The organism is Bradyrhizobium sp. UFLA05-89, from assembly GCF_059803475.1.
On the sequence record NZ_JBANBA010000012.1, the window covers coordinates 34,932 to 58,801 of the forward strand.

22 protein-coding genes are annotated in these 23,870 nt (G+C 64.8%); 8 read left to right on the top strand and 14 right to left on the bottom strand.

The window, feature by feature from the left end; genetic code table 11:
* Nucleotides 1-236: 236 nt before the first annotated feature.
* Entirely contained in the window at nt 237-2,063 is a 1,827-nt protein-coding gene (locus tag SO139_RS09055; RefSeq protein ID WP_449379296.1) for an aminopeptidase P family protein, read from the bottom strand.
* A gap of 186 nt (nt 2,064-2,249) precedes the next feature.
* On the opposite strand from SO139_RS09055, the gene SO139_RS09060 reads away from it, so the two are divergent.
* Entirely contained in the window at nt 2,250-2,432 is a 183-nt protein-coding gene (locus SO139_RS09060; RefSeq protein WP_449379295.1) for a hypothetical protein, read from the top strand.
* Nucleotides 2,433-2,564: 132 nt separating this feature from the next.
* Here SO139_RS09060 and SO139_RS09065 read toward each other — a convergent pair whose 3' ends face one another.
* A complete protein-coding gene (locus tag SO139_RS09065) occupies nt 2,565-3,452 on the bottom strand; it encodes a 50S ribosomal protein L11 methyltransferase (protein ID WP_449379326.1) in 888 nt (295 codons plus the stop codon).
* Between the two features lie 170 nt (nt 3,453-3,622).
* Between SO139_RS09065 and SO139_RS09070 the strand changes: the two genes are divergently transcribed.
* Nucleotides 3,623-3,778, top strand: coding sequence for a Flp family type IVb pilin (locus tag SO139_RS09070; RefSeq protein WP_449379325.1), 156 nt, complete (start codon nt 3,623-3,625; stop codon nt 3,776-3,778).
* 502 nt (nt 3,779-4,280) lie between these two features.
* On the opposite strand, the gene SO139_RS09075 is transcribed toward SO139_RS09070, so the two are convergent.
* On the bottom strand, nt 4,281-5,891 hold the full coding sequence (locus SO139_RS09075) for a phytoene desaturase family protein (RefSeq protein ID WP_449379294.1): 1,611 nt from the start codon (nt 5,889-5,891) through the stop codon (nt 4,281-4,283).
* Nucleotides 5,892-6,055: 164 nt separating this feature from the next.
* Here SO139_RS09075 and SO139_RS09080 point away from each other — a divergent pair, with 164 nt between their 5' ends.
* Nucleotides 6,056-8,347 carry a fused MFS/spermidine synthase gene (locus SO139_RS09080; RefSeq protein ID WP_449379293.1) on the top strand — a complete coding sequence of 764 codons (2,292 nt, stop codon included), beginning with the start codon at nt 6,056-6,058 and terminating at the stop codon, nt 8,345-8,347.
* Nucleotides 8,348-8,385: 38 nt separating this feature from the next.
* Here SO139_RS09080 and SO139_RS09085 read toward each other — a convergent pair whose 3' ends face one another.
* Nucleotides 8,386-9,321 (bottom strand): glycerophosphodiester phosphodiesterase, encoded by a 936-nt coding sequence (locus SO139_RS09085; protein ID WP_449379292.1) that lies wholly within the window; start codon nt 9,319-9,321, stop codon nt 8,386-8,388.
* 283 nt (nt 9,322-9,604) lie between these two features.
* Between SO139_RS09085 and SO139_RS09090 the strand changes: the two genes are divergently transcribed.
* Nucleotides 9,605-12,811 (top strand): CHAT domain-containing tetratricopeptide repeat protein, encoded by a 3,207-nt coding sequence (locus SO139_RS09090; protein WP_449379291.1) that lies wholly within the window; start codon nt 9,605-9,607, stop codon nt 12,809-12,811.
* Nucleotides 12,812-12,840: 29 nt separating this feature from the next.
* On the opposite strand, the gene SO139_RS09095 is transcribed toward SO139_RS09090, so the two are convergent.
* Nucleotides 12,841-13,623, bottom strand: coding sequence for a L,D-transpeptidase (locus SO139_RS09095; protein WP_449379290.1), 783 nt, complete (start codon nt 13,621-13,623; stop codon nt 12,841-12,843).
* 294 nt (nt 13,624-13,917) lie between these two features.
* Between SO139_RS09095 and SO139_RS09100 the strand changes: the two genes are divergently transcribed.
* Nucleotides 13,918-14,235 carry a hypothetical protein gene (locus SO139_RS09100; protein WP_449379289.1) on the top strand — a complete coding sequence of 106 codons (318 nt, stop codon included), beginning with the start codon at nt 13,918-13,920 and terminating at the stop codon, nt 14,233-14,235.
* A 112-nt stretch (nt 14,236-14,347) separates the two neighbouring features.
* On the opposite strand, the gene SO139_RS09105 is transcribed toward SO139_RS09100, so the two are convergent.
* Both SO139_RS09105 and SO139_RS09110 read right to left on the bottom strand, forming a co-directional pair.
* On the bottom strand, nt 14,348-15,109 hold the full coding sequence (locus SO139_RS09105) for an ABC transporter permease (RefSeq protein WP_449379288.1): 762 nt from the start codon (nt 15,107-15,109) through the stop codon (nt 14,348-14,350).
* Nucleotides 15,106-16,029 (bottom strand): ABC transporter ATP-binding protein, encoded by a 924-nt coding sequence (locus tag SO139_RS09110; RefSeq protein ID WP_449379287.1) that lies wholly within the window; start codon nt 16,027-16,029, stop codon nt 15,106-15,108. The genes SO139_RS09105 and SO139_RS09110 overlap by 4 nt, the downstream gene beginning before the upstream one ends.
* 275 nt (nt 16,030-16,304) lie before the next feature.
* Here SO139_RS09110 and SO139_RS09115 point away from each other — a divergent pair, with 275 nt between their 5' ends.
* Nucleotides 16,305-17,030 (top strand): hypothetical protein, encoded by a 726-nt coding sequence (locus SO139_RS09115; RefSeq protein WP_449379286.1) that lies wholly within the window; start codon nt 16,305-16,307, stop codon nt 17,028-17,030.
* A gap of 38 nt (nt 17,031-17,068) precedes the next feature.
* Here SO139_RS09115 and SO139_RS09120 read toward each other — a convergent pair whose 3' ends face one another.
* Nucleotides 17,069-18,196, bottom strand: coding sequence for a threonine synthase (locus SO139_RS09120; protein WP_449379285.1), 1,128 nt, complete (start codon nt 18,194-18,196; stop codon nt 17,069-17,071).
* A gap of 190 nt (nt 18,197-18,386) precedes the next feature.
* Between SO139_RS09120 and SO139_RS09125 the strand changes: the two genes are divergently transcribed.
* Nucleotides 18,387-18,866 (top strand): DUF3016 domain-containing protein, encoded by a 480-nt coding sequence (locus SO139_RS09125; RefSeq protein WP_449379284.1) that lies wholly within the window; start codon nt 18,387-18,389, stop codon nt 18,864-18,866.
* 134 nt (nt 18,867-19,000) lie between these two features.
* Complete coding sequence (locus SO139_RS09130) at nt 19,001-19,951, top strand: LysM peptidoglycan-binding domain-containing protein (protein ID WP_449379283.1); 951 nt, start codon at nt 19,001-19,003, stop codon at nt 19,949-19,951.
* A gap of 65 nt (nt 19,952-20,016) precedes the next feature.
* Here the strand turns inward: SO139_RS09130 and SO139_RS09135 are convergent, their stop codons facing one another.
* The 6 genes from SO139_RS09135 to SO139_RS09160 all read right to left on the bottom strand — a co-directional run bounded on the left by SO139_RS09135 (nt 20,017) and on the right by SO139_RS09160 (nt 23,870).
* Complete coding sequence (locus SO139_RS09135; RefSeq protein ID WP_449379282.1) at nt 20,017-20,280, bottom strand: hypothetical protein; 264 nt, start codon at nt 20,278-20,280, stop codon at nt 20,017-20,019.
* 96 nt (nt 20,281-20,376) lie between these two features.
* Nucleotides 20,377-21,003 carry a methyltransferase family protein gene (locus tag SO139_RS09140; RefSeq protein WP_449379281.1) on the bottom strand — a complete coding sequence of 209 codons (627 nt, stop codon included), beginning with the start codon at nt 21,001-21,003 and terminating at the stop codon, nt 20,377-20,379.
* 30 nt (nt 21,004-21,033) lie between these two features.
* Nucleotides 21,034-22,065 carry an NAD-dependent epimerase/dehydratase family protein gene (locus SO139_RS09145; protein WP_449379280.1) on the bottom strand — a complete coding sequence of 344 codons (1,032 nt, stop codon included), beginning with the start codon at nt 22,063-22,065 and terminating at the stop codon, nt 21,034-21,036.
* A gap of 33 nt (nt 22,066-22,098) precedes the next feature.
* Nucleotides 22,099-22,617, bottom strand: a complete 519-nt coding sequence (locus SO139_RS09150; protein WP_449379279.1) for an Mpo1 family 2-hydroxy fatty acid dioxygenase — start codon at nt 22,615-22,617, stop codon at nt 22,099-22,101.
* Nucleotides 22,618-22,785: 168 nt separating this feature from the next.
* Nucleotides 22,786-23,454 (bottom strand): OmpA family protein, encoded by a 669-nt coding sequence (locus SO139_RS09155; RefSeq protein WP_449379278.1) that lies wholly within the window; start codon nt 23,452-23,454, stop codon nt 22,786-22,788.
* Nucleotides 23,454-23,870, bottom strand: a complete 417-nt coding sequence (locus SO139_RS09160; RefSeq protein WP_449379277.1) for a hypothetical protein — start codon at nt 23,868-23,870, stop codon at nt 23,454-23,456. Before SO139_RS09160 ends, SO139_RS09155 begins: the two co-directional genes overlap by 1 nt.

Genomic DNA, 23,870 nt, shown 5'->3' on the forward strand with positions numbered 1-23,870 from the left:
CGAATACCGATGTTTCGGAATACGGCCATGCGCGATGCCGGCACCGCAAATCTACCGTCATCCCACGAGGCGTCGCCACAAAACAGGTGTCATCGCCCGGCTCGACCGGGCGATCCAGTACGCCGCGGCTTCTCAGGATACGACCAGTGCCTCTGGAATACCGGATTCCCCGCCTGCGCGGGGAATGACAGCGGAGGTTGGGGCGAGAGTTGCGGCGAACGCGACGGTGCTATGCACTATGTCAGCTCCGCCGTCGCCTCATCGAGCCAAGCCTTCGTCGCATCATCGAGCGCCGGCCGCACTTCGGCCCTGACGCGGGCGTGGTAGGCGTTGAGCCAGTCGAGCTCATCCGTGCTCAGCATCGCGACAGCGATCAGGCGCCGGTCGATCGGCGCGAGCGTCAGCGTCTCGAAGGCGTTCATCGGCTTCTCGGCGCCGGCGATGTCGGCGGCAACCACCAGCTCGAGATTCTCGATACGAATGCCAAAACCGTCGGTCTTGTAGTAGCCGGGTTCGTTGGAGAGGATCATGCCGCGCTTGAGCGGCGTGGTGCCGAGCTTCGAAATGCGCGCCGGCCCTTCATGAACGGAGAGATAGCTGCCGACGCCGTGGCCGGTGCCGTGCTCGAAATCGACGCCGGCGGCCCAGAGATATTGCCGGGCCAGCGTGTCGAGCTGCGCGCCGGTTGTACCGTCGGGAAACACTGCGCGTGCGATCGCGATATGGCCGCGCAGCACGCGCGTGAAGCGGTCGCGCATCTCCGCGGTCGGCTCGCCAACGGCCATGGTGCGCGTGACGTCGGTGGTGCCATCCTCATACTGCGCGCCGGAATCGATCAAGAGCAGATCGCCGCGTGCGATCCGCCGGTTGCTCTTGCGGGTGACACGGTAATGCACGATGGCGCCGTTCGGGCCCGTTCCGGAAATGGTCGGGAACGACACGTCCTTTAGTGCGCCGGTGTCACGGCGGAACGTCTCCAGCGCCTCCACTGCGTCGATCTCGGTCAGCTTGCCCGAGGGTGCCTCGCGATCGACCCATGCGAGGAAGCGGGCCAACGCCACCGCGTCACGCCGGTGCGCAGTCTTCGTCCCAGCGATCTCGGTGGCGTTCTTGACCGCCTTCAGCAGCGCCACCGGATCGGCGCCGCGCAGCGGCTTGCCGCCGCCGCTCGTGATCAGCCGGCTGAGCGCGTCGGCGGCCGTCGCATTGTCCAGCGCGATCGCTGCGCCGCTCTTGGCGAGCGCCATCAGCGTCGGCGTCAATGCATCTGGCTCGTGCACATCGGCGGATTGCTCGAGATGGTCGCGCGTCAGGTTGGAGAGCTTTCGGTGGTCGATGAACACGGTCGGCCGGCCGTCCTTCGGCACCAAGGCGTAGGACAGCGGCAACGGCGTGTGCGCGACGTCGCTGCCACGAATGTTGAAGCTCCAGGCCACCGCATGGCTGTCCGACAGCACCAGTGCATCGGCGCCCAGCTTGCCGATCTCGCTGCGGATCTGCGCGACCTTCTCCGCCTCCGCGATCCCCGCATGTTGCAGGGCGTGAATCACGACCGGCGCGATTGGAGCGGGCGGCCGGTCGTGCCAGATGGCATCGACCGGGTTCGAATCGACGGCCACCAGCTCGGCGCCGGCCTTGGCGCAGGCGGCGGATAGGCGTTCGGCTGCCGCAAAAGTGTGCAGCCACGGATCAAATCCTAGGCGGTCGCCCGTCTTCAGATGCGCGGACAGCCAGCTTTCCGGCGGTGGATCGATCAGCGACTCCACAGCCCAGGCCTTTGCGTCGACCTGCTTGGCCGCCTGCAGCGTATAGCGGCCGTCGACGAACACCGCCGCCTCTTGCGGCAGCACGACCGCCAGTCCCGCCGAGCCGGTGAAGCCGGTGAGCCAGGCCAGCCGCTCCTCCGACGGGGCCACATATTCATTCTGCTGCTGGTCGGCGCGCGGAATGACGAAGCCGGTCAGCTTGCGGCGGGCGAGTTCCTCGCGAAGTGCTGCAAGCCGCGCGCTCAATGCGACGCCGGCCTCCGGCTCCTCGAATGTCTGGAAGTGAGCTTCGAACATGCTGTGACTATCTTAGGGTGATGGTGATTGCTCCGCAATGTGGACGCAATCGTTGTGCATTGGCATAGACTGTGCTTGCGAAGTTCCATTCGCGTTGAGTGGAGTAATGGATGCGGCTTCCGCGCTTCGTCCGGATGACAGGGCAAAAAGAGCAAGTGGTTCATCTCAATGGCGAGGGGACACACGATGCCTGCGTTTATGTTTGAAAAGATCTCGCCTCCGGTCCGTCGCGGACCCTCTCCTCCCGAGCCCGAGAAGCCGCGCGGCGTCATCTACCAGATGATCGACCGTTTCGCCGAGCGCCGCGCCAAGCGGATGTTGCGCGAGAAGCGCGTTCCGATTGGCCGCGACGACAAATCGACGGAGTAGCAAGCGCTGCATCGTCGACAGCGTAGTCCGTAGGGTGGGCAAAGCGAAGCGTGCCCACCACTTCTATCGCCCGGTGCGGATCGATGATGGCACGGCGCGCGAAGAGCGCGCCTTTGCCCGCCCTACAGCACCTCACCCCATCTTCCGCAGCAACAGGCTGCTCCAGCCCTCGATCCGCAAGTGCCGCACCGGCACCAGCCCGCGCGCGCGATAGGCCGCGATGACCGCGGGCGCCTGGGGCGTCAGGAGCCCGGAGAGGATGACCTGCGCGCCCGGCGCGAGGCGGCGCGTCATGGGGCCCGCCAATTGCCGCAGGGGGTTGGCTAGAATGTTGGCCAGCACCAGGTCGAACGGTCCCCACGCGGCAAAATCGGGCGCGGCAAAGCCGGTGGCACGGATCGCATGCACGTGGTGACCGGCCTCGTTCAGGCTCGCGTTCTCGCGAGCCACGCGCACCGAGGGCGGGTCGATGTCGCTCGCCAGCACCACGCGATGCAGCGCCTTGGCCGCTGCGATCGCCAGCACGCCGGTCCCGGTGCCGAGGTCGAGCACGCGCTTCGGCCGAGAACCTTTCAAGACATGGTCAAGCAACAGTAAACAGCCGCGCGTCGTGCCGTGATGGCCGGTGCCGAAGGCCAGCGCCGCCTCGATCTCGATGGCCAGCTTGTTCGGTGGCACGCGATCGCGATCGTGGCTGCCATGGACGACGAAGCGCCCGGCCGGAACGGGCACCAGATCCGCAAGGCTCGCCTTGACCCAATCCTTGGCCTCGACGCTGTCGAACACCAGCGTGTCCGCGGTCTGGCTACCTGCCGCTTCAGCGATGATTCCCCTCAGGAAATCCTGATCCGGCGCATCCGCGAAGTGCAGGGTGACATCCCAGCGCCCGTCGGGTTGCTCGAATGCGGCGACCGCCGCGTCACCATCGAAAAAGACCTCGGTCAGGATGTCGACGACACGCTTGGCGGCGGCCTCGTCGCCTATCGCAAAGCTCGCGCGGTGGGTGGGGAATGGGGGCATTTGATTCAAATTTACTCGCTCAATTCGATCCAATTTAATGAGTTATCGCCTCGCATCATTCTCAAAACTTGTGGTTCCCGTGTTTATTCAACTTTAGGTTCCGCTCCGTAGATTACCGGATGTTGGGTGCAGCCAACGAAACTGGAAATTGGAGGCAAATCTTGAAGCGCATGGTTCAAAAGTTCTGGTCTGATGAGTCTGGCGCCACCGCGATCGAATACGGTCTGATCGCAGCCGGCATCGCCCTGGCGATCATTACCGTGGTCAACAACCTGGGTACCAGCCTGAATGACAAGTTCGGTTCAGTTAGCAGCTCCTTGAAGTAATTTCCGCCTCCCTTTTCCGAGCGGGGGCTATTTCATTGAAGACAGCGATCGACGCCCGCGGGGGAACGCCCCCTGCGGGCGCAGTCGTTTCTGACGGTGTCCGGTGGTGTCTCTAAGCTTCGAAAGGGAGTGACGTGTGATAGATGAGAAGCGAAACGCCGCAGACCTTCGTTGGAGCGAAGAAGTCGGCGCGTCAATCGTCGACGAATTGCTGGTCGCAAAATTGATAATGGAAGACCAGGCCGAATGGGCGCGTCAAATAGTGGCCCAAGACCTTCATATCCAACTGGTCTCTGGCCACAGGCCTCCAGATTCAAAGTGAGACGCTACCCGCTGCACAGGGTTTCCCTTCGTTAGCCCAAGGTTTGTCCACCGGCTTGTCCACAGGGATATCCCGGCCGTCGTGCGAGGATGTCCCCAGTCGGTCCCCAGGGTTTCTCCCGATTATCACGCTAGCTTTCCCTACGCGTTGGACACGCCTGTGCACGGGCTATCCACACGCTTATCCACGGCCTGCGAACAGAGAGCGGTGATCCCTCAAGATCGTCCGCGCCGCATTGTGGCCGGGCGCGCCCGTGACGCCGCCGCCGGGGTGCGCGCCGGAGCCGCAATGGTAGAGGCCCCTCAGCGGCCCGCGGTAGTCGGCGTGTCCCAGCATCGGGCGGGCCGAGAAGAGCTGGTTGAGTGTCAGTGCGCCGTGGAAGATGTCGCCGCCGAGCAGGCCGAATTGCCGCTCGAGATCGAGCGGGGAGAGGATCTGGCGGCCAAGCACGCTCGCGGCAAAGCCCGGTGCGTATTTGTCCACCGTCGCGATCATGAGGTCGGCGACCTCCTCGCGATGGTCGTCCCACGATTGGCCCTCAGGCAGCTCCGGCGCGACGTGCTGGCAGAATAGGCTGGCGACGTGCTTGCCTGCCGGTGCGAGCGTGTCATCGAGCGTCGAGGGGATCAGCATCTCGACGACAGGTGAGCTGCTCCAGCCCTGCTCGCGCGCATCCAGATAGGCGCGGTCCATATAGGCGAGACTCGGCGCGATGATGATCCCGGAGGTCAGATGATCGCCGTCGCCAGGGAGCGCCGTAAAGGACGGCAGGCGATCCAGCGCGACGTTCATGCGGAAGGTGCCAGAGCTGTTCTTCCAGTGCCGGATGCGGGCGAGGAAGTCGGCAGGGACGGCGTCCGCTGCGACGAGGCGCGTATAGAGTAGCTTTGGGTTGACGTTGGAGGCAACGTATTTCGCGCGGATGCTCTGGCCGCTCTCCAGCACGACGCCCACAGCACGATCACGCTCGACGATCACCTCGCGCACGCCGGCGTCGGTTTGAATCGCAACGCCCTGGTCGCGCGCGGCGCGCGCCATCGCCTGCGTGATTGCGCCCATGCCACCGATGGCGTGGCCCCAGACGCCCTTCTTGCCGTTCACCTCGCCGAAGGCGTGATGCAGCATCACGTAGGCCGAGCCAGCCGCATATGGGCTGGCGTAGTTGCCGACGATGGCGTCGAATCCGAACAGCGCCTTGACGAGATCGTGCTCGAAACGATCGTCCAGCATCTCGCCGGCCGACCGCGTGAACAGGTCGAGCAGGCTGCGGCTCTGCTCCAGGCTCAAGCGGCGCAGGATGTTGGCGCTTTGCAGAGCGTTGATGCTCTCGCGGATGCTACCCGTGCCAAAGCCCTCCACGAGGTTCGGAGGCGCGCGCAGCACGAACTGGCGCAGCACGTCGGCGATGGCCTCGAGCTCGCGCGAAAAGCCGTCGAGCGCCTCGGCATCATGCGCGCTGAGCCGGGCCACGGAGTCTTTCGTTCGCCCTTCACCGGTGACGAGATAGCTGCCATCGGCTGCGGGTAGAAAATTCTGCGCACGCCGCTCAACGATACGCAAGCCGTGCTCGGCGAGCTTGAGATCGCTGATGACCTGCGGATTGAGCAGGCTCACCGTATAGGCGGCGACCGAATTCCTGAAATCGGGGTGGAACTCCTCGGTCACCGCGGCGCCCCCGACAACCTTGCGCCGCTCGACCACCGTCACCCGCAGCCCCGCCATCGCGAGATAGGCCGCGCAGGTGAGGCCGTTATGGCCCGCGCCGATGATGACGACGTCGGTTTCGGTCATGAAAGCTTCAACATTCTCGACTGCCGCCGCAGAGGCGGTCCCGGAAATGACGCCTGTATATCAGGCATTCGCTGTCGCGACAGTCCCACCCTTTATTGCCCGTTCATGCGCCTTGTGCTCCATTGCGCGCGCCCGGCGCCCGCCGGGGTTTTGCCGGAGCTTTCATGGATTCGATCGTGCCTCCCACCGTCACCGAGCAGCCGTCCGCCTCGCGCAACCGGCTGGTGCTGACGGTCTACACCGCCGCGATCTTCGTCAGCGCGCTGCTGCTGTTCTCGGTGCAGCCGCTGTTCACGAAAATGGTGCTGCCGCGGCTCGGCGGCTCGCCGGCGGTGTGGTCGGTGGCGATGGTGTTCTTCCAGTCGCTACTGCTCGCCGGCTATGCCTATGCGCATTTCCTGATGCAGATCAGGAACCGCGTGATTCCCGTCGTCATCCATCTCGTGCTGCTGGTAGTGGCCTTGCTGACGCTGCCGCTCGGGATTGCGCATTCGTTCGGCGAGCCTCCGACCTCGGGCTATGCGTTCTGGCTGCTCGGCCTGTTTGCAGTGTCGATCGGCCTGCCGTTCTTCGCGCTCGCCGCCAACAATCCGCTGTTGCAGGCGTGGTTCGTCCGCACTGGCCACCCCGATGGTCCCGATCCCTATTTCCTTTACTCCGCCTCCAATATCGGCAGCTTCCTCGCGCTGTTGTCCTATCCGGTGCTGCTGGAGCCGGTGTTCACGCTGCGCACACAGAATTGGCTCTGGACCGTCGGCTATGGGTTATTGATCCTGTTGATCGCGGCCTGTGGCGTGCTGCTGTTGCGCTCGCCGGCGCCGGCGGTGGCTGAGGCGCGAACCGAGGACACGAGCTCGCCGGCCCCGAGCTGGCTCGTTCGCACACGGTGGATCTTCCTTGCTGCGGTGCCTTCCGGCCTCCTGATCGCGGTAACCGCGCATATCTCGACTGACGTCGCCGCCGCACCGCTTCTCTGGGTGGTGCCTTTGTCGCTCTACCTCTTGACCTGGGTGCTGGTGTTCCAGTCGCGGCCGCTGTTGCCGCACAGATGGATGCTGAGGCTCCAGCCGCTCGCGATTGCCGGCACCGTGATCCTGCTGGCTTTCGGCGGCGAGCAGAATCTGCTGCTGACGCTGGGCGGCCACCAGCTCTGCTTCTTCGTCATCGCTATGGCCTGCCATGGCGAATTGGCGCGCACGCGACCGGCCGCAAAATATCTCACCGGCTTCTATGTCGCGCTGTCATTCGGCGGCATGGTCGGCGGCCTGTTCGCCGGCCTCGTCGCGCCTTTCACTTTCTCCTGGATCGCGGAATATCCGATCCTGATCGCGCTCGCCGCGCTATGCCGGCCATCGGCAGGCGAGCGGCTTGCTTCCATCATGAAGTGGTACTGGCTCGTGCTCGCCGCGCTCGCCATCGCACTGGTGGCGCCGTCCTATTCAACCGGCCAAATCCCAGAGCAGGTCACGACCTGGTTCGAGGATCACCGCGTCTGGATCGCCGGCGCCGTCGGCCTGCTCGCAGCGCTTCTGGCGCTCGCGCTCAATGCCAACCGCTGGAAGATCTTTGCAACGATCGTGCTCGCACTGGCGCTGACCCGCGTCTACCCGGCGGATGAAGGCCGCGTCGAGACGGTGCGCAGCTTCTTCGGCGTGCACAAGATCGTGGTGACGCCCGGCGGTTATTTCCACGTGCTGATGCACGGCACCACGATCCACGGCGCCGAGCGTTTCCGCAACAATGACGGCACGCCGGTCGAGGGGCGGCCCGAGCCGATCACCTACTATCACAGGGATGGCGGCATCGGTCAGGCCATCGCTGCCATGCGCGAGCGCAAGGGCGCACCGCTAAAGGTGGCCGCGATCGGCGTCGGCTCCGGCACGCTCGCCTGCGCCGCCGAACCCGGCGAAAGCTGGAAGTTCTTCGAGATCGACCAGACCATGGTCGATACCGCGAGCGATCCCAAATATTTCCGCTACATCTCGAGCTGTGCGCCGGGCCTGAAGCCGGTGATCGGCGATGCGCGTCTGACCTTCGCCAAGGAGCCTGACGGCATCTATGACCTCATCATCGTCGATGCCTACTCCTCGGACGCGATCCCGATCCATCTTGCGACCGAAGAAGCGATGAAGATCTACAAGGACAAGCTCGCCCCGCACGGCGCAGTCGTGATGCACATCTCCAACCGCCATCTCGACCTCGAGCCGGTCGTGGTCGGCATTGCCGATGCCAACGATCTCAAGAGCTGGGTCTACAACGAGGATTCCGGGCGTGATGCGGACTACATCTTCGCGACCGACGTCGTCGTCTCCGCGCGCGAGGAAGCCGATGTCGGAAAGCTCGCCTCCTCCAAGCAATGGGAGGAGACCGAGGCCGACGACAAGGTGCGGGTCTGGACCGACGACTACTCCAACATCATCGGCGCGCTGTACCGGCGTCTGCGGGACGGGGAGTAGCTGAAAGTTCGTAGCCCGGCGCCCGCGCGAGGGGAGACCTACGGACTGACCGGCGTGCCTGCGGGCTGCGCGATGCCTTTTTCGCCGGCGACCTGCCGCAACAGGTCGGGGCGATCGGAGATGATGCCGTCGACGCCGATCTCGATCATCCGCGCCATGTCGTCCGCCTTGTTGACGGTCCAGACGACGACGCGCAGGCCGAGCTCGTGAGCTTCCGTGACCAGAGCCGCGGTCACGTCGCCGAAATAGGGTGACCAGACCGCGCCGCCGGCCGCCTTGATCGTGCGTGGCAGAGAGCCGCCATGATCGGCCGGATTGAAGCCCGCCGTCCACTCGGTGGCTCTGTCGAGGGCGTTGGTCGGCGCCGAGCCGCGCTGCAGCGTCAGATAGACGGTCGGAATTTTCGGTGCCTGCTGCTGGACCAGAAGCAGCGTCCGCCAGTCGAAGGACTGAATCATGACGCGGCCCGAAAACCCCGCGGCGTCGATGAGGCCGAGAAGATGCGTGACAAAGGCTCGCGGATCCGGCGACTCGTCCGGATGGTTCGGATCGATCTTGGTCTCGATGTTGAAGCGCACGCGCGTATTGCCGGATTTTTCGACTAGCGCGAACACCTCCTTCAGCGTCGGAATCCGCGTCCCCTGCACCGCGCGCTGCTCGGGAAACTGCTTGGCGTAGGCACTGTCAGGGCGGATCTGACCGACGTCATACGTCCTGACCTCGTCGAGCCGCAGTTTTACGAACGGCGTCCCCGGAGCACCGACATAGGCGCCTGCGGCGTCGCGCGCGAGATCCGGATTGAGGCCGCGCTCATGCGACACGACGACCTCGCCGTCCGCGGTGACGCCGACGTCGAGCTCCAGCGTGTCGACGCCCATCGACAGCGCGTTGGCGAAGGCGGGCAGGGTGTTTTCCGGCAGCAGCGCGCGCCCGCCGCGATGCGCTTCGAGATCGAAGGTTGAATCGAAGGCCATGGCCCGTCCAGCGATGAGAACACAAAAGGCCGTTAGGATCGTCAGGGCAGGGGATGGCATCGGGGCACGCAGGGCAAGAGGGAAGCAGGAGGTTTGAACCGGTTTTCGACGGCTTTGGCCAGTCTACAGGCATTTGCGCCCGTTGGCTTCGCCCGAGTGCTGAAGATCGGAGACCGTGGCTTTCAGGCCGCGGCCCGGCGTCCTCGCATGCTGTCGACAGCGGCGGCTGCGGCCTTTACTCTTGAGGCCATTGTCATTTGAAGCGTGTGACGGGGGCCTCCATATGCGCCGCGCTCGCGTCTTCGCCGCCCTCATGCTGGCGGTCTCGTTATTCGGCGAGCCCGCTTTCGCCCAGCGCGGCAATGATTTTGATTCGCTCCAGGCGCAGATGGCGGCAAGCATCCAGGCGGGCCGCATGGCCGAGGCCCTGGCGGCCGCCGAGAAGCTCGAGGTGCTGGTTCGCCGGCGGCAGGGCACCGACAACATGAACTATGCCGGGGTGCTGCACAATGAAGGCCTGTGCCTGCACAATCTCGGACGCTACGGCGAGGCCGTCGACAAGCTCAACGCGGCGCTCGCGATCAAGCTGCGCAACACCGACGTTGCCTCGACGCTGCGTACCTCGAACATCCTGGTCACCTCCCTCGGCATGCTCGACCGACGCACCGAGGCGACGGCGATCGCCGAGCGTGCGCTGGCGCTCGGCACATCTTCCTTCGGCGCCAATGACGTCAGGCTTGCAAGCACCCTTGCCGCTCTCGGCGGGCTTGCGCGCGACAAGGAGAATTTTGGTGAGGCCGCGCGCTATTTCGAAACCGCGCTGGCGAGCTGGCAAAACACCCCGAATGCACCGCCGCACGAAATTGCCACAGCGATGGACGATCTCGGCGACGTGTACGGCCTGCTCGGACGCTTCGACGACGGCGAGCGTCTCCTGAAGCAGGCGCTCGACACACTCGACAAGGCCTATGGCCGCGATGCTGAAGCTGCTCCCAACCACGAGAAGACGCTGAACGATCTCGGCAACCTCTATCAGGCCGTCGGCCGCTTTGCCGATGCCGAGGCGATCTTCCGGCGCGCACTCGCGGTCGGCCGCGCGCGGCGTAGCGAGGATCATCCGCTCGTTACGGGGGCGACTGGCAATCTGGCAATCGTTCTGGAGCGGCAGTCGCGCTTTGCCGAAGCGGAAAAACTCTATCAGCAGATGCTTCAGGCCTATGAAAAGCAATACGGCCCCAACCACCCGATCACGGCGATTGCGCTCGTCAACCTCGCCAACAACTATGTCGACCAGCGAAAGGTCGAGGCGGCCGTGGGCCTGCAGGAGCGCGCGCTTGCGATCGACGAGAAGGCGTTCGGCGCCGACAGCGCCGATGTCGGGCGCATCCTCACCAACCTCGCCAACAGCTATCGCAGCCTCGGCCGAGCCGAACAGGCGATCCCGCTCTACCAGCGCTCGCTGCTGCTGATGGAGCGGAAGTTCGGCCAGGGCGCCGCCCAGACCGCCGTCGCGGCGAACTCGCTCGGTCAGGCCTTGGTGGAGGCTGGACGAGCCGACGAGGCCAGGCAATATCTCGGCCGCGCGCTCGAGATCGACGAGCGCCTGCTGGGCAATGCCCATCCGCAGCTCATCGGCGATCTTCGCAGCATCGCGGTGCTCGATCTCAGGACCGGTCAGCTCGCCGATGCACGGGAAAAACTTCGCCGTGCGCTCGCCATCGCACAGGAGAGGCTCGGCGCGAACCATCAGGACACCATTGCCACGATGGTCAATCTCGCCGACGTCGACGCGCGCGAAGGCAAATGGACCGATGCGCTCGCGATGCTGCGGCGGGCATCGGCGGCGTTGAACGCGCTGCGCAATACGCAGTTCACCCGTTTCACCGAGATTGACCCGGCGTTGATCGAAGCGATCTGGCGCGTTTCGGACGGCAGGCCTGACGATACGGCAAGGGACGAGGCGTTTGGCGCCGCGCAGCGGGCCCATGATACCAAGGCGGGCGCGGCGCTGTCGCAGATGGCGGTGCGGTTCGGCGCCGGCAGTGACGCAATCGCGGTGCTGGTGCGGCGGCAGCAGGACCTGAAAGTCATGCTCGACACGCTCGACAAGCGCGTCACGACCGAGCTCGGCCAGCCCGACGGTAAGCGCAACGACGTGCTGATCAGCAGCCTTCGCGCTGAGATCGCGCGAACGCAAAAATCCTACGACGAGGCCTCGACCCTGCTCGACAAGGGCTTTCCCGCCTACGCCGAACTGTCGGATCCCGAGCCGCTGCCGATCGCGCAGGCGCAGGCTCTACTGAAGCCCGATGAGGCGCAGGTCGCCTTTCTCGTCCTGGACGACAAGACCTACGTGTTCGCCGTGACACGTGAGACGAGCGCGCTGCGCCAGATCGCGCTCGGCAGCAAGGCGATCAGCGACCGCGTCGCGCATCTGCGGCTCGGACTTGCCAATTCCGAGGCGACGCAGACATCGTTCGATCTCGATGCCGCCTTTGAGCTCTACGCCGCGCTGCTTGGTCCGGTCATGGCGGACATCTCCGGCAAGCCGAAACTGCTGGTGGTTCCCGCGGGCGCGCTGACCAGCCTGCCGTTCCACGTGCTGGTGACGAAGAAACCCGATCCAGCGCTCGGCAAGGATGATCGCTACCGGCAGGCGGCCTGGCTGCTCAATGAGCGCGTGATCACCGTGCTGCCCTCGGTGGCGAGCCTGCGCGCGCTACGCAGCTTTGCGAAGGATTCGCGTGCGTCGAGACCGTTCGTCGGGTTCGGCGATCCTGTGTTCCAGCGCGCGAGCGGCGACAAGCGCGCGAGCGCCGGGCGCAATGTGCAGCCTTACCAGAGCTACTATGATGGCACGAGCGTCGATCTGGAGCGGCTGCGCACGGGCTTGCCGGCGCTCCCGGAAACCGCGGGCGAATTGCAGGCGGTGGCGCGCGCGCTCGGCGCCTCGCCGCAGGACGACGTCAAGCTCGGTCCGGCCGCGACCGTCACCAATGTCAGCACGCTGCCGCTCGATCAGTATCGCGTCGTCGATTTCGCGACGCATGGTCTCGTGGCCGGCGAGGTCAACGGTCTCGCCGAGCCCGCCCTGGTGCTGACCTTGCCGGACAAGCCGACGCGCGAGGACGACGGCCTGCTCACCGCCAGCCGGATCGCAAGGCTCAAGCTCGATGCCGACTGGGCGGTGCTGTCGGCGTGCAACACGGCGGCCGGCGACAGGCCCGGTGCCGAGGGCCTGTCGGGCCTTGCGCGCGCATTCTTCTACGCCGGTGCCCGCGCGCTGCTGGTGTCGCACTGGCCGGTCGATTCCGAGGCGGCCGTGCGGCTGACCACCGGCGCGTTCTCCGAACTCGCCTCACATCCCGGCATCGGCCGCGCCGAGGCACTGCGCCGCTCCATGCGGGCGCTGATCGCCGACCGCGCCTCGCCGCGCAATGCCGATCCCGCCGTCTGGGCGCCGTTCGTGCTGGTCGGCGAAGGTGGTTAGCGCGTCCAGATAGCCGGTCGCTTCAGCCGTCAGTTCTGATAGTTGTAGTAGGTGCGCGGCTGATAGTACTGGCGGGGCTGCTGCTGATAATAGCCCTGCTGGCCGTAGCTCGGATCGTAAGTCTGGTACTGCCGCTGCGGCTGATAGACCTGCGCATCATAGACCTGGCGCGAGCTGCGCGGTGCTGGATAGCGGGCGCCGGTGTCGCTGCCGTCGGCCGGGTAGATATAGCCGTCGTCCTGCGGCACCACGCGGCGTCCCGGCTGCGCCTGCGGCGTCAGGTCGACGGGTTCGCCGGCTGCAGTGTATTGGTCACCGTACGGCTGCGCGGCGCGCGCCACCGCGCTGGTGCCGCGGCTGCGCGGATTGCGCATCAAGGCGACCTGGGCCGAGCCGGTCAGAGTCACTGTGGTGTTGAGCACGCCCTGCTCCTGCACCAGCGCATAGAGCGTCGAGGCATTCTCGCGCGACAACCGCACACAGCCATGGGACGCTGGCGTGCCGAGCCGGCCGACCGAGTCGGTGCCGTGGATCGCATGCCCGATCTTGGTGAAGAAGATCGAGTGCGGCATCGGCGCGTCGTCGAATTCCTTGGAGTAGTGATCCTCTTCCATGCGGAAGGCGCGGAAGCTGCCGCTCGGCGTCTCGCGGGAAGGGATGCCGGTCGAGACCGGCCAGTGATAACGCGCGACGCCGTCGACCGCGACGGTCATCCGCTGATTGTCCTTGTCGATGGTGATGTCGACCTTGGCCTGCGCGGTGCCCGCGCTGAAAAGCATCAATGAGACGATTGCAACAAATAAGGTACGCATTTTACTCCTGGCCTCCGGCCCGTTCGCGCAAGCGCCGCGGCTCTCCGTCCCCCGGCGTGTACTATGCCCGCAATCAGGTTTCGGTTCCAGTGGCCCGACTTGCCCATCGTTAACTTGGCGCCGGGCGTAAGCAAGGCTGCTTCATCACGAATCCGCGCGTGCGGCGTGACATTTTCGCGAGCGCGGCGCATCGCCAATTCGCCGTCACGGATGCGCAACCATTTGGCCGCAGCGGCGTTTCAAACCGCCTGCCGTCACCGGTCAAGTCGCCGGTCCATCCACTGGGATATTGAGATGAACAAAGCTCGCTCAACCGCGGCCGCGTTGCCGGCTGGTTTGCCTTTACGCCCCCTGTTTGCCGCATGCCTGCTGCTTGCGCTCCTGCCGGAGCCGGGACATACCCAGGGCATCGTGCGCGGCGCCCAGGAAGGTGCCTATGAAGGCAACCGCGTCGCCGGGCCTGTCGGCGGCGTGGTCGGAGGCGCTGTCGGGGCTGGTGTCGGCGGCGCCGTGGGCGCGGTCGAGGGCGTGTTCGGCATTCCCCATCACGGCTGGCGCCATCGCTGCCGCGGTTATTATGACGGCTACCACCACTTCCATTGCTACAGGTGACGGCTCAGATCGTCATTCCGGGGCGCGCGCAGAGCGCGCGAGCCCGGAATCTAGAGGTTGTGGCCCGAGATTCCGGGTTCATGCTTCGCACGCCCCGGAATGACGGCAGACGTCAATTCTTCAGCCGATAGCCGGTGCGGAAGATCCAGCCGATCATGACCAGGCAGGCCACCAAGAAGGCCGTGGTCATGCCAATGCTCAAGGCCACGCTGACATCGGCGATCTCGAAGAAACTCCAGCGGAAGCCGGAGATCAGATAGACCACCGGGTTGAGCAGCGCGACCGTGCGCCAGCCCGACGGCAGCATGTTCACGGAGTAGAAGCTGCCGCCGAGGAAGGTCAGCGGCGTCACCACCAGCATCGGGATCATCTGGAGCTTCTCGAAGCCGTCGGCCCAGATGCCGATGATGAAGCCGAACAGGCTGAAGGTCACCGCGGTCAGCACAAGGAAGGTCAGCATCCAGATCGGATGGTGGATATGCAGCGGCACGAAAAGCCCGGCGGTGGCGAGAATGATCAGGCCGAGAATGATCGACTTGGTCGCGGCCGCTCCGACATAGCCGAGCACGATCTCGAAATAGGAGATCGGCGCGGAGAGGATTTCGTAGATCGTGCCGACGAATTTCGGGAAGTAGATGCCGAAGGAGGCGTTGGCGATGCTCTGGGTCAAGACCGACAGCATCACGAGGCCCGGCACGATGAACGTGCCGTAGCTCACGCCCTCGACATGGTCGATGCGCGATCCGATCGCGGCACCGAACACCACGAAATACAGCGAGGTCGAGACCACCGGCGAGACGATGCTTTGCACCAGCGTGCGCCAGGTGCGCGCCATTTCGAACAGGTAGATGGCACGAACGGCGTGCAGATTCATGACGTCCTCACGAGGTCGACGAAGATATCCTCGAGCGACGATTGCGTCGTGTCGAGGTCAGCGAACCGGATGCCGGCGCTGCGGAGGTCGCCGAGCAGGCTGGTGATGCCGGTGCGCTCGCCCTTGGTGTCGTAGTCGTAGACCAGCGTCGCGCCGCCTTCGCGAAGCTCAAGGGCGTAGGGCGCCAGACTCACCGGCAGCGCATCGATTTTCTGCGCAAGATGCAGCGTCAGCCGCTTCTTGCCGAGCTTCTGCATCAAGGTCGCCTTGTCCTCGACCAGCACGATCTCGCCCTTGTTGATGACGCCGATGCGGTCGGCCATCTCCTCGGCTTCCTCGATGTAGTGGGTGGTGAGAATGATGGTGACGCCGGATTGCTGAAGGGTGCGCACCACCTCCCACATGCCCTTGCGCAGCTCGACGTCGACGCCGGCGGTGGGCTCGTCCAGGAACAGGATCTGCGGCTCGTGCGACAGCGCCTTGGCGATCATCACGCGACGCTTCATGCCGCCGGAGAGCGTGATGATCTTGTTGTCCTTCTTGTCCCAGAGCGAGAGGTCCTTCAGCACCTTCTCGATGTGGGCGGGGTTCTTCGGCTTGCCGAACAGGCCCCGGGAAAAGCTCACCGTTGCCCACACGCTCTCGAATGCGTCGGTGTGCAGCTCCTGCGGCACCAGGCCGATCAGCGAGCGCGCCTTGCGCCAGGAGCTGACGATGTCCTCGCCGCCGACCATGACCTTGCCTTCGGTCGGATTGGCGATGCCGCAGATGATCGAAATCAGCGTGGTCTTGCCGGCGCCGTTGGGGCCAAGCAGCGCAAAGATCTCGCCCCGCTTGATGTCGAGGTTGACGTTTTTCAGCGCCTTGAAGCCGGACCCATAGGTCTTCGACAGGTTGGCGACGGAGATGATGGAGGACATGATGGCCGAAAGGACTGGGGAGGGGACGCTGGAACCCGCCCCTGGAGGGCAGGTCAGCGGAGCCCTGAAATAGGAACGCCTTTCCCCGGCTGCAATTCCCTGGAGAAAAATGGTCTCAAAACAGCCTCTTCAGTGACGGGTTCCGGGCAACTGTTGCGCAACAGTCACGGGCCGCGGATAAGATTGTTGCTCACGCGGCTCTTTGTTGCGTCTGCGAGCAGGCCATGGCTACGATTCCGGCCAATTGCGAAAGCGTGTTCCCAGGGAAAAGATCGATGAGACCGAACGGCCGTTACGCAGCCGGCGCAAGCCACTTGTCAGCACTCAAGACATGGGCGCTCTGCCTGTGCCTGGTGACGGCACTCGCCATCAGCCCGCGGCCCGCCACGGCTGCTCCGACGGCGCCGAACCCGGCGGCGACGACGCATGTCTATCTGTTGCGCGGCGTGCTCAACATCTTCTCGCTCGGGCTCGACACCATCGGCTCGCGGCTCGAGGCACAGGGCATCCCGGTGACGGTTGCGAACTTCGTCTCGTGGTCCTCGCTCGCGGATGAGGCCGCCGCCGCCTACAAGGCTGGGCGGCTGAAGACCATCATTCTGGTCGGGCATTCCTCGGGTGCGACCGCGCTGCCCGACATGATCGCCAAGCTCAATCGTCTCGGCGTGCCCGTGAAGCTCGCGATCGGCCTCGACTCCGTGTTCAAGACCAAGCTCTCGACCGGCGCCGAGCGCTACATCAATCTCTATATCGGCGACGGCCCCGGCGAGCCGGTGCGCGCGGCGGATGGCTTCCGCGGCAAGCTCGACAATGTCGACGTGCGTGGCTCCGGCGCCGGTCACATCACGATCGACAAGAACGAGTTGATCCAGCGCCGCGTGATCGCCGAGATCGATGCCGCGGTGATGCGCTCGCGTGCACCCGCGGCCCCGCAGGCCGAGCCGCGTGCGCCGAAGCCGGTCGCGCGTTCGGCCGCGGCTGCCGCGCCGGCTCGGAACTAGGCGAGTCCCGCGGGGCGTCTCGCCCCGCCGCGTCGGCGCTAGCCGAGGATCTCGGTGATCAGCGACGCCGCCTTGATTCCCGTTCCCGTGATGACGACGACGGTGCGCTCAATGGGGCGAATGGCGCCACGCCGGGCAAGCTCGTCGAGCGCGGCGGCGGCGCTTGCCGATGTCGGCTCGGGAAACAGGCCTGTGACCGCGAGCTTCTTCAGCCCCGCGACGATGCCTTCTTCGGGGACGGCCACCGTGCCCCCGCCGGTTTCCCTCAATGCCGCCACCATCTGCCGCAGGCGTAGCGGGCTCTTGATCGCGGTGCCCTCGGCGATGGTCTTGTGGACCTCGCGCGAGACCTGCGTATCGACGCCTGCCGTGAAGCTCGCATCGAGCGGCGAGCAGTTCAGGGGCTGCGAGGCGAACAGCTTTGGCATCCGCGCGATCTGCCCCGCCGCGAGCAGTTCCTTGAAGCCGAGATAGCAGCCGAGCAGGCTGCTGCCGGCACCGACGGGAACGACGACGTTGTCGGGGGCCGAATAGCCGAAATCCTCCCACATCTCGTAAGCGAGCGATTTCGTGCCTTCGAGGAAGAAGGGCTGCCAGTTGTGGCTCGAATAGAAGATGTGGCTGGATTGGCGGATCGCTTCCGCCTCCGACTCCTCGCGCGGCCCTTCCACGAGCTGGATGTCCGCTCCATAAGCGCGCACCTGCGCGATCTTCATCGGCGAGGTGGACGCGGGTGCCAGGATCTTGATCTTCATTCCGCTGGCGGCGCCATAGGCGGCGACCGATGCGCCGCCATTGCCCGAGCTGTCCTCGAGCACTGCGTTGATGCCGAGCTGGCGGATGAAAGACAGCATCACCGTGGTGCCGCGATCCTTGAAGCTGGCCGTCGGATTGAACCATTCGAGCTTGAAGTAGGGCCTCAACGCGCCCCACTCCTTCTGCACGAGGGGCGTGCAGCCTTCGCCCATGGAGATCGGGCTCGCGATATCGACCGGCAGCGCCGCGCGATACCGCCACAGCGAGCGCACGCTGCGATCGACCTCGTCGCGCGAGATGCCGCGCAGCGGCGTCACCATCAGCGGCTTGCGGTCGTCGGAGCACCAGCGCGGCTGGTCCAGCGGATAGAGCGTGCCGCTGAGCGGTTCGATGTAGGCTGGCGTCGTCATGAGCGATCTCGGATATGAGCGATCTCGGATATGAACGTCAGGGCCGATCACGCCGCCAGATGATCAGGCGAGAGCACGTGCCGGCCCGATTGAACGATTCTAAGTGCCGAAACGGACTATCGATGTCAATTCTGGCGTTCCCGAGTTCGTGGGAAGCTCGACTGAACGCATTCGGAAAAGCAAGGCTCACATGATCAGGGGGTTGGTTGCCGCCGCCGTGCTGATGGCTGCGTTGGTCTGTCCGTCGTCCGGCATTGCCGCCGTCAAGGTCCGCCTCATCAATCCTGAGCGGTACACCGACGCGGATGCTTACGGTGGCGGATCGCGCGAGGCCACGCTGGCCGAGTTTCGCGCCTATCTCGAAAGCCAGGGCAGGCGGCTTCTCGCTCCGGGGCAGAATCTGAGCATCGATGTTCTGGATGTCGATCTTGCCGGCCAGGACGAGCCAAGGGGGCGTGGCTCGGACGTGCGAGTGATGCGCGACGTCACGCCGCCGCGCATCAAGCTGCGCTACACGCTGAGTGGCGGAGGCCGGCGCACGACGAGCGGCGAGGACGATCTGAGCGACATGAACTATCTCATGAACCCCTCCGGCCGCCTGGGTGGCCGCTACGGCTACGAGAAGGCGCTTCTGGACGACTGGTTCAGACGCATCGCCGGTTCTCGATAAGCGAGCGGTAGGCGGGCGCATTGGCGTTGGCGTGCAATTGAGCAGGCTATGTGCCCCAAATTCTGCCAAATCGGTGGTCAGTAAGGCCGGAACAGGGAAGGCGCCCGCCTTCCCGCGGTGGGGTTGCAGGACGCATGGTTGTTTTGAGGCGATTGGTCCTGCTGGCGGCCGGCGTGCTCCTCGGCTTGTCGACCGCCGTGGCGGTCGCTTCGCCGGCAAAGCCGAAGAAGGCTGTCGCGATCGTGGCGCCGTCACTGCCGCAACCGCCGCCGCTGCCCGCTGAGGCCGAGCCTGGGCCGTCGCCGCGCGTCTATCTCTTCCGCGGTGCGCTGGGGCCGATCTTCTCGACCGGCATGGACCGCCTCGCCGAGCGGTTGACGGAAGCCGGCTTCAAGGCCGACGTCTACGAATTCACGATCTGCCGGCTGGTCGCCCAGCGCGCGATCTCCGCCTACCGCGAACAGCCTGCGCCGATCGTGCTGATGGGGCATTCCATGGGCGGGCTGTGCTCGATCATCTTCGCCGAGATGCTTGCCGAGGAGAAGATTCCGGTCAGCCTCGTGATCACCATCGATCCCGCGCACGCGACTGGAAACGTGCCGCTCAACGTCGAGCGCTTCATCAACATCTATCTGTCCGACAGCGTGCTCGGCGGCGGCGACGTGGTCGCCGAGCCCGGCTATCGCGGCCATTATGCGAGCTTCGATTTGAAGCAGAACAAGCGCGTCACCCACATCAACATCGAGAAGTCTGAAGACATCCATCGCCAGATCGTCGACATGGTCGCGCAATTGCCGCGCGTGCCGGCGCAGGCGCAGGGCGACCCCGTGCCGCTGCGCTATCTCGTTCCTGGCGACACGCTGGTGGAATTGTGGGACTCGGGCGTGAAGCTACCGATGCGTGCCGGCGACACGCTCGATCGCATCGCCACGCAATATCACGTGCCGGTCTGGTCGCTCGCGCAGGCCAATGGGTTGTCCGAAAGCGCGCCCCTTGCTGCCGCTCAGGATGTCATCATCCCGCGTCATCTGTTGCCGGCCATGCCGGCGCAGGCCGCCGCCACGCCGCCCAAGTCGGTGCGTTGAAGTCGCTACGCTGACGCTCGCGAAAAGGCTGCAAGAAGAAGGGCCCGGTTCGCGGGCCCTTTTTGTCAGTCGTTGTCGTGATGGATGACGGTCTTCTCGCGACTGCCGTCCTCATTCTGCTTCTTGATGACGGTCGTCCTGTCCTCACGCGGCTCGCGCTGCTTGATGATGGTGGTGCGATCGCGATCGCGATCTCGATATTCGTGGGATTCACCAACCGTCACGCCACCGCCGACCGGGCCGGCGCGAACGCCGACGCCCACCTCGTCCGCGAGCGCGGGAACCGCCATTGCGCCGATCATGGCTGCTGCAAAGAGATATTTCCTCATTCCCATTCTCCATTTGCCGAATGAAGGGGGAATGTCCGGATGCGACAATTCGTTCCGTCGGAACCGGATGTCGGGCGGCAGGCCCGCGCGCAGATGTTACCGCGGCGACAGGAACGGAATGATCATCGGGACGCGGCGGCAATAGGCGCCGTAGGCATCTTCGCCGAGCTCCTTCGACAGGAAGACTTCTTCCATCCGGCCCTTCTGCCACATGCCGAGCGAGATCAGGATGGCGCCGAGGATCGCCGTCACGGTGCCGACCGCGATGCCGGTCGCGAGCATGCCGGCGATCAGGCCGGTGTAGATCGGATGACGCACGATGCCATACGGGCCTGTGTCGATGACGCGGTGGTCTTCCTTGTGGGTAATGGTGTTCGACCAGAACTTGCCGAGATGAAGACGTCCCCACCAGGTGAAGGAGATGCCGGCGAGCACAACGAGCGCCGCGATGTAGACGCCGGTCTCGCCGAACACCCACAGCGGCTTCTCGTTCAGCACTCCCGCAGTCCACGGTGTGAACAGGATGCCGCCGATCAGGATCGGCAGGCGATAGCGTTGCGAGTCCAGCGTCATCACCTGCTTCTTGGTGCGGCCCTGCCAGAACGAGGCTCCAACCCAGCTCGCAAGCCAGGCGAGCCAGATCAGCGCCAGGAGTTTGGTCGGCCAGGTCGTGGTCCAGCCACCCCAGGCGAAAGAGAGAAGTTTGCTGAAATCAAAGGACATACGGAAAGGTTCTTGCTTTTGGGCTTGGGCTCAGCTCGCGCGCGAGCTGAGCGCGTGACGTTCGATGCCGGACGGCGTTTGCAGGCCGCCGCGTGCGAGCAGATGGGTGATGGTTTCGCGCAGCAACGGCTCGATCGGGCGCGGCGCGTAGCCGAGCTCGGTACGCGCCTTGTCGATCGAAAGGTCGCTGGCGGCAAGCGCGATGCGCACGCCCTCGCCCGTGCCGTTGGGCGGCCGGTGCGTGACGTGGTCGGAGATGTATTCGAGCATCATCGCCGAAAGCTCGGCGAGCCTGCCGGGCACTGCGATGGGATAATGCTTGCGGCCGCTGATCACTGACATCATGCGCAGGATCTGTCCGAGCCGGACGCAGTCGCCGCCGAGAATATAACGGTGCCCGATGCGGCCGCGCTCCATCGCGAGCACGAGGCCCGTGGCGACATCGCGCACATCGACCAGGTTGACGAGGAAGTTGATGTGCGGCTGCACCTTCTTTTGCAGGAAGTACCACAGCATCGCGGTGGGCGGCGTGAGATTGTGATCGACCGGCCCGATCGGCATGGTCGGCGTGCCGATGACGAGCGGGAAGCCCGCCGCCGCGGCCTTTGCCGCGCAATGTTCGGCAAGCGACTTCGACCGCGTATAGGCGCCCGGCATCGCGTCGGCCGGCTGCAGCGCCTCCTCGGCCGGGACGCCGCGGAGCTGCGAATAGGGGAACAGGATCGATTCCGTCGAGCAGTGCAGGAAGCGCGACACGCCGCGCAGTTGCGCCGCCGTCAACACGACCTCGGTGCCGCGGCAATTGACCTCGTGGAAATCCTGCTTGTTGGCGACCCACATGCCGGGCAGGCCGGCGAGGTGATAGACCTGATCGACGCCCGCGAGCGCGCGATCCACCGCGTCGCCGTCGAGCACCGAGCCCGCGACGTAGTCGACGTCAGCACACGGCGCGGCCGGCGGCCGCACATCGAGAACGCGCACCCGCTGCCCTCTGGCGCGGAGCGCTTCTACAAGATGATGTCCGATGAAACCGCTGCCACCGGTAACCAGTACGAGAGCCATGAAGAAGGTTTGCTGCTGTTCCGCTCTGGAATCTTATCGGGTTGAAAGGGAATTGGTCGGAACAGGCGCGAGAATCGCGGCAAGGTCACGACGAAAACCCAACGCAATGAAAAATTTCGCCATTACAAACATCGGTCCAAGCAAAAGATGAGACGGAAAGGTGAACAACGAGGCCTCGCGCCCCTCAAAAACCTTATGGCCGATCGCCTGCGCGGCGAAGCCGAGCGCGACCAGCGTGGCGAAAATCGCCCACATCGCGACGGTGCTGACTTGCGCCGCAATGGTCGTCGCGATTGAAAACAGCACGATCGACACGGCCAGAATGCCGGTCCCGAGCGCCACATCCAGCAGCAGCCAATAGATGAGGACCGGCAACGCCAGAATCAGCGCAAGACTGAACTCGAATCCGAACAGCGGGACGTTCACCAGCGTCAGTGGCATTACAGCGCCCGTGAACAGCAAAAGGATACCGATGACATGCATCGCCGTGTTCCGCGGATCGCGATGGTACTCGACATAAACGGCAAGTTGGCGTTGAAAAAAGCCACCCATCTTGGTCTCACTGAGGATGCTGGTCGGAGGAAGCGACAAGCCTATAGCATCTGCTCGTCCCCCGCACAAACCGGCGCATTTGTCGCGCAGAGCAGGTATTCGAGGCGGCGTACGCGCAAAAAACAGTCAGGGGCTCAAAGGGTTCCGAGCGCTGCCAGATGCGATCAATTAGCGTTTTTTTGCCGGCTTCTTGGCCGGTGCCGCAGGTTTGGGCGCGGCTGGCTGGCTGGCCTGCTCCTCGGGGAGCTTGGCAAGCGTCAGGATCTGCAACTGCCCGTTCGCTGCCGAGGTCGGACGCGCACGGTCGAGGAATTGCTCCTCGCCAAGGCCGATCGACTGGATGCGCTTGGCAGAAATCTTGAACGTGTTGACGAGCACATCGCGGATCGCATCCGCGCGGCGCTGGCTCAGGATCGCATTGGCTTCCCGTGTCTTCGAATTGGATTCGACGTGGCCGACGATCAGGAAGGTGTAGGGCAGCAGCGAGGCGTGAACCAGCGCATCCGCGGTGCGGCCGACCGTCTGGTAGGACGAGGGCTGGATGATCGGCGTGTCGTCGTCGAACTGGATCGGCGTATTGAAGGCCGGCAGGCTCGCAAGGTCAGGCGCGATCAGCGGGCGATTCACCGGACCCGGATCATTCTTGATCCGCGTCTTGGCCCGCTCCATCACCTGCTGCTTCAGCGCCGCGAGGTCGAGATCGGGTGCCTGCTCAAAATGGTTGAGCTTGGCGACGATGTCGTCCCGTGTCGGCGGCGCCGTCTGTGCGCCCACAGGTCCTGCCGCGAGCGCCAGAGCGAGGCCGATCGATTGCAGGCTGAGTCGAGCCGGGCGCATCAGCGATACCCCGCGTCGTCCACCGCCTTCAGGCAGTTGTTGCTGATGCCCTTGGGCGTCGAGATCAGGCAGGGGATCGACTTGCTGGTCTCCTTGGTCGAGCCGCCGCACACCTTGACGATCTCGCGCTGGCAGGCGTTCGCCGCGGTCACGCGCGCGGCGACACGCTTCTGGATCGCGTCGAAGGCCGCGAGGTAAGCGGTCTGGCACTGCGGTGACAGCACGTCGCGGTTACGCGACAAGCATTCCTTCAGTCGCGTCGAATCAGGGTTCACGCCGCGGCAATTGGCCACGATCTCCGCACCGCAGCTCTTGGCCAGCATGCCGATCGCATCGCCAAAGCTCATCGTCTCGGCTGCCGCAAGCGACGGCATGCCAAATGCAAGGACGGCGAGTGTGATGAAGCCCCGGGCCAT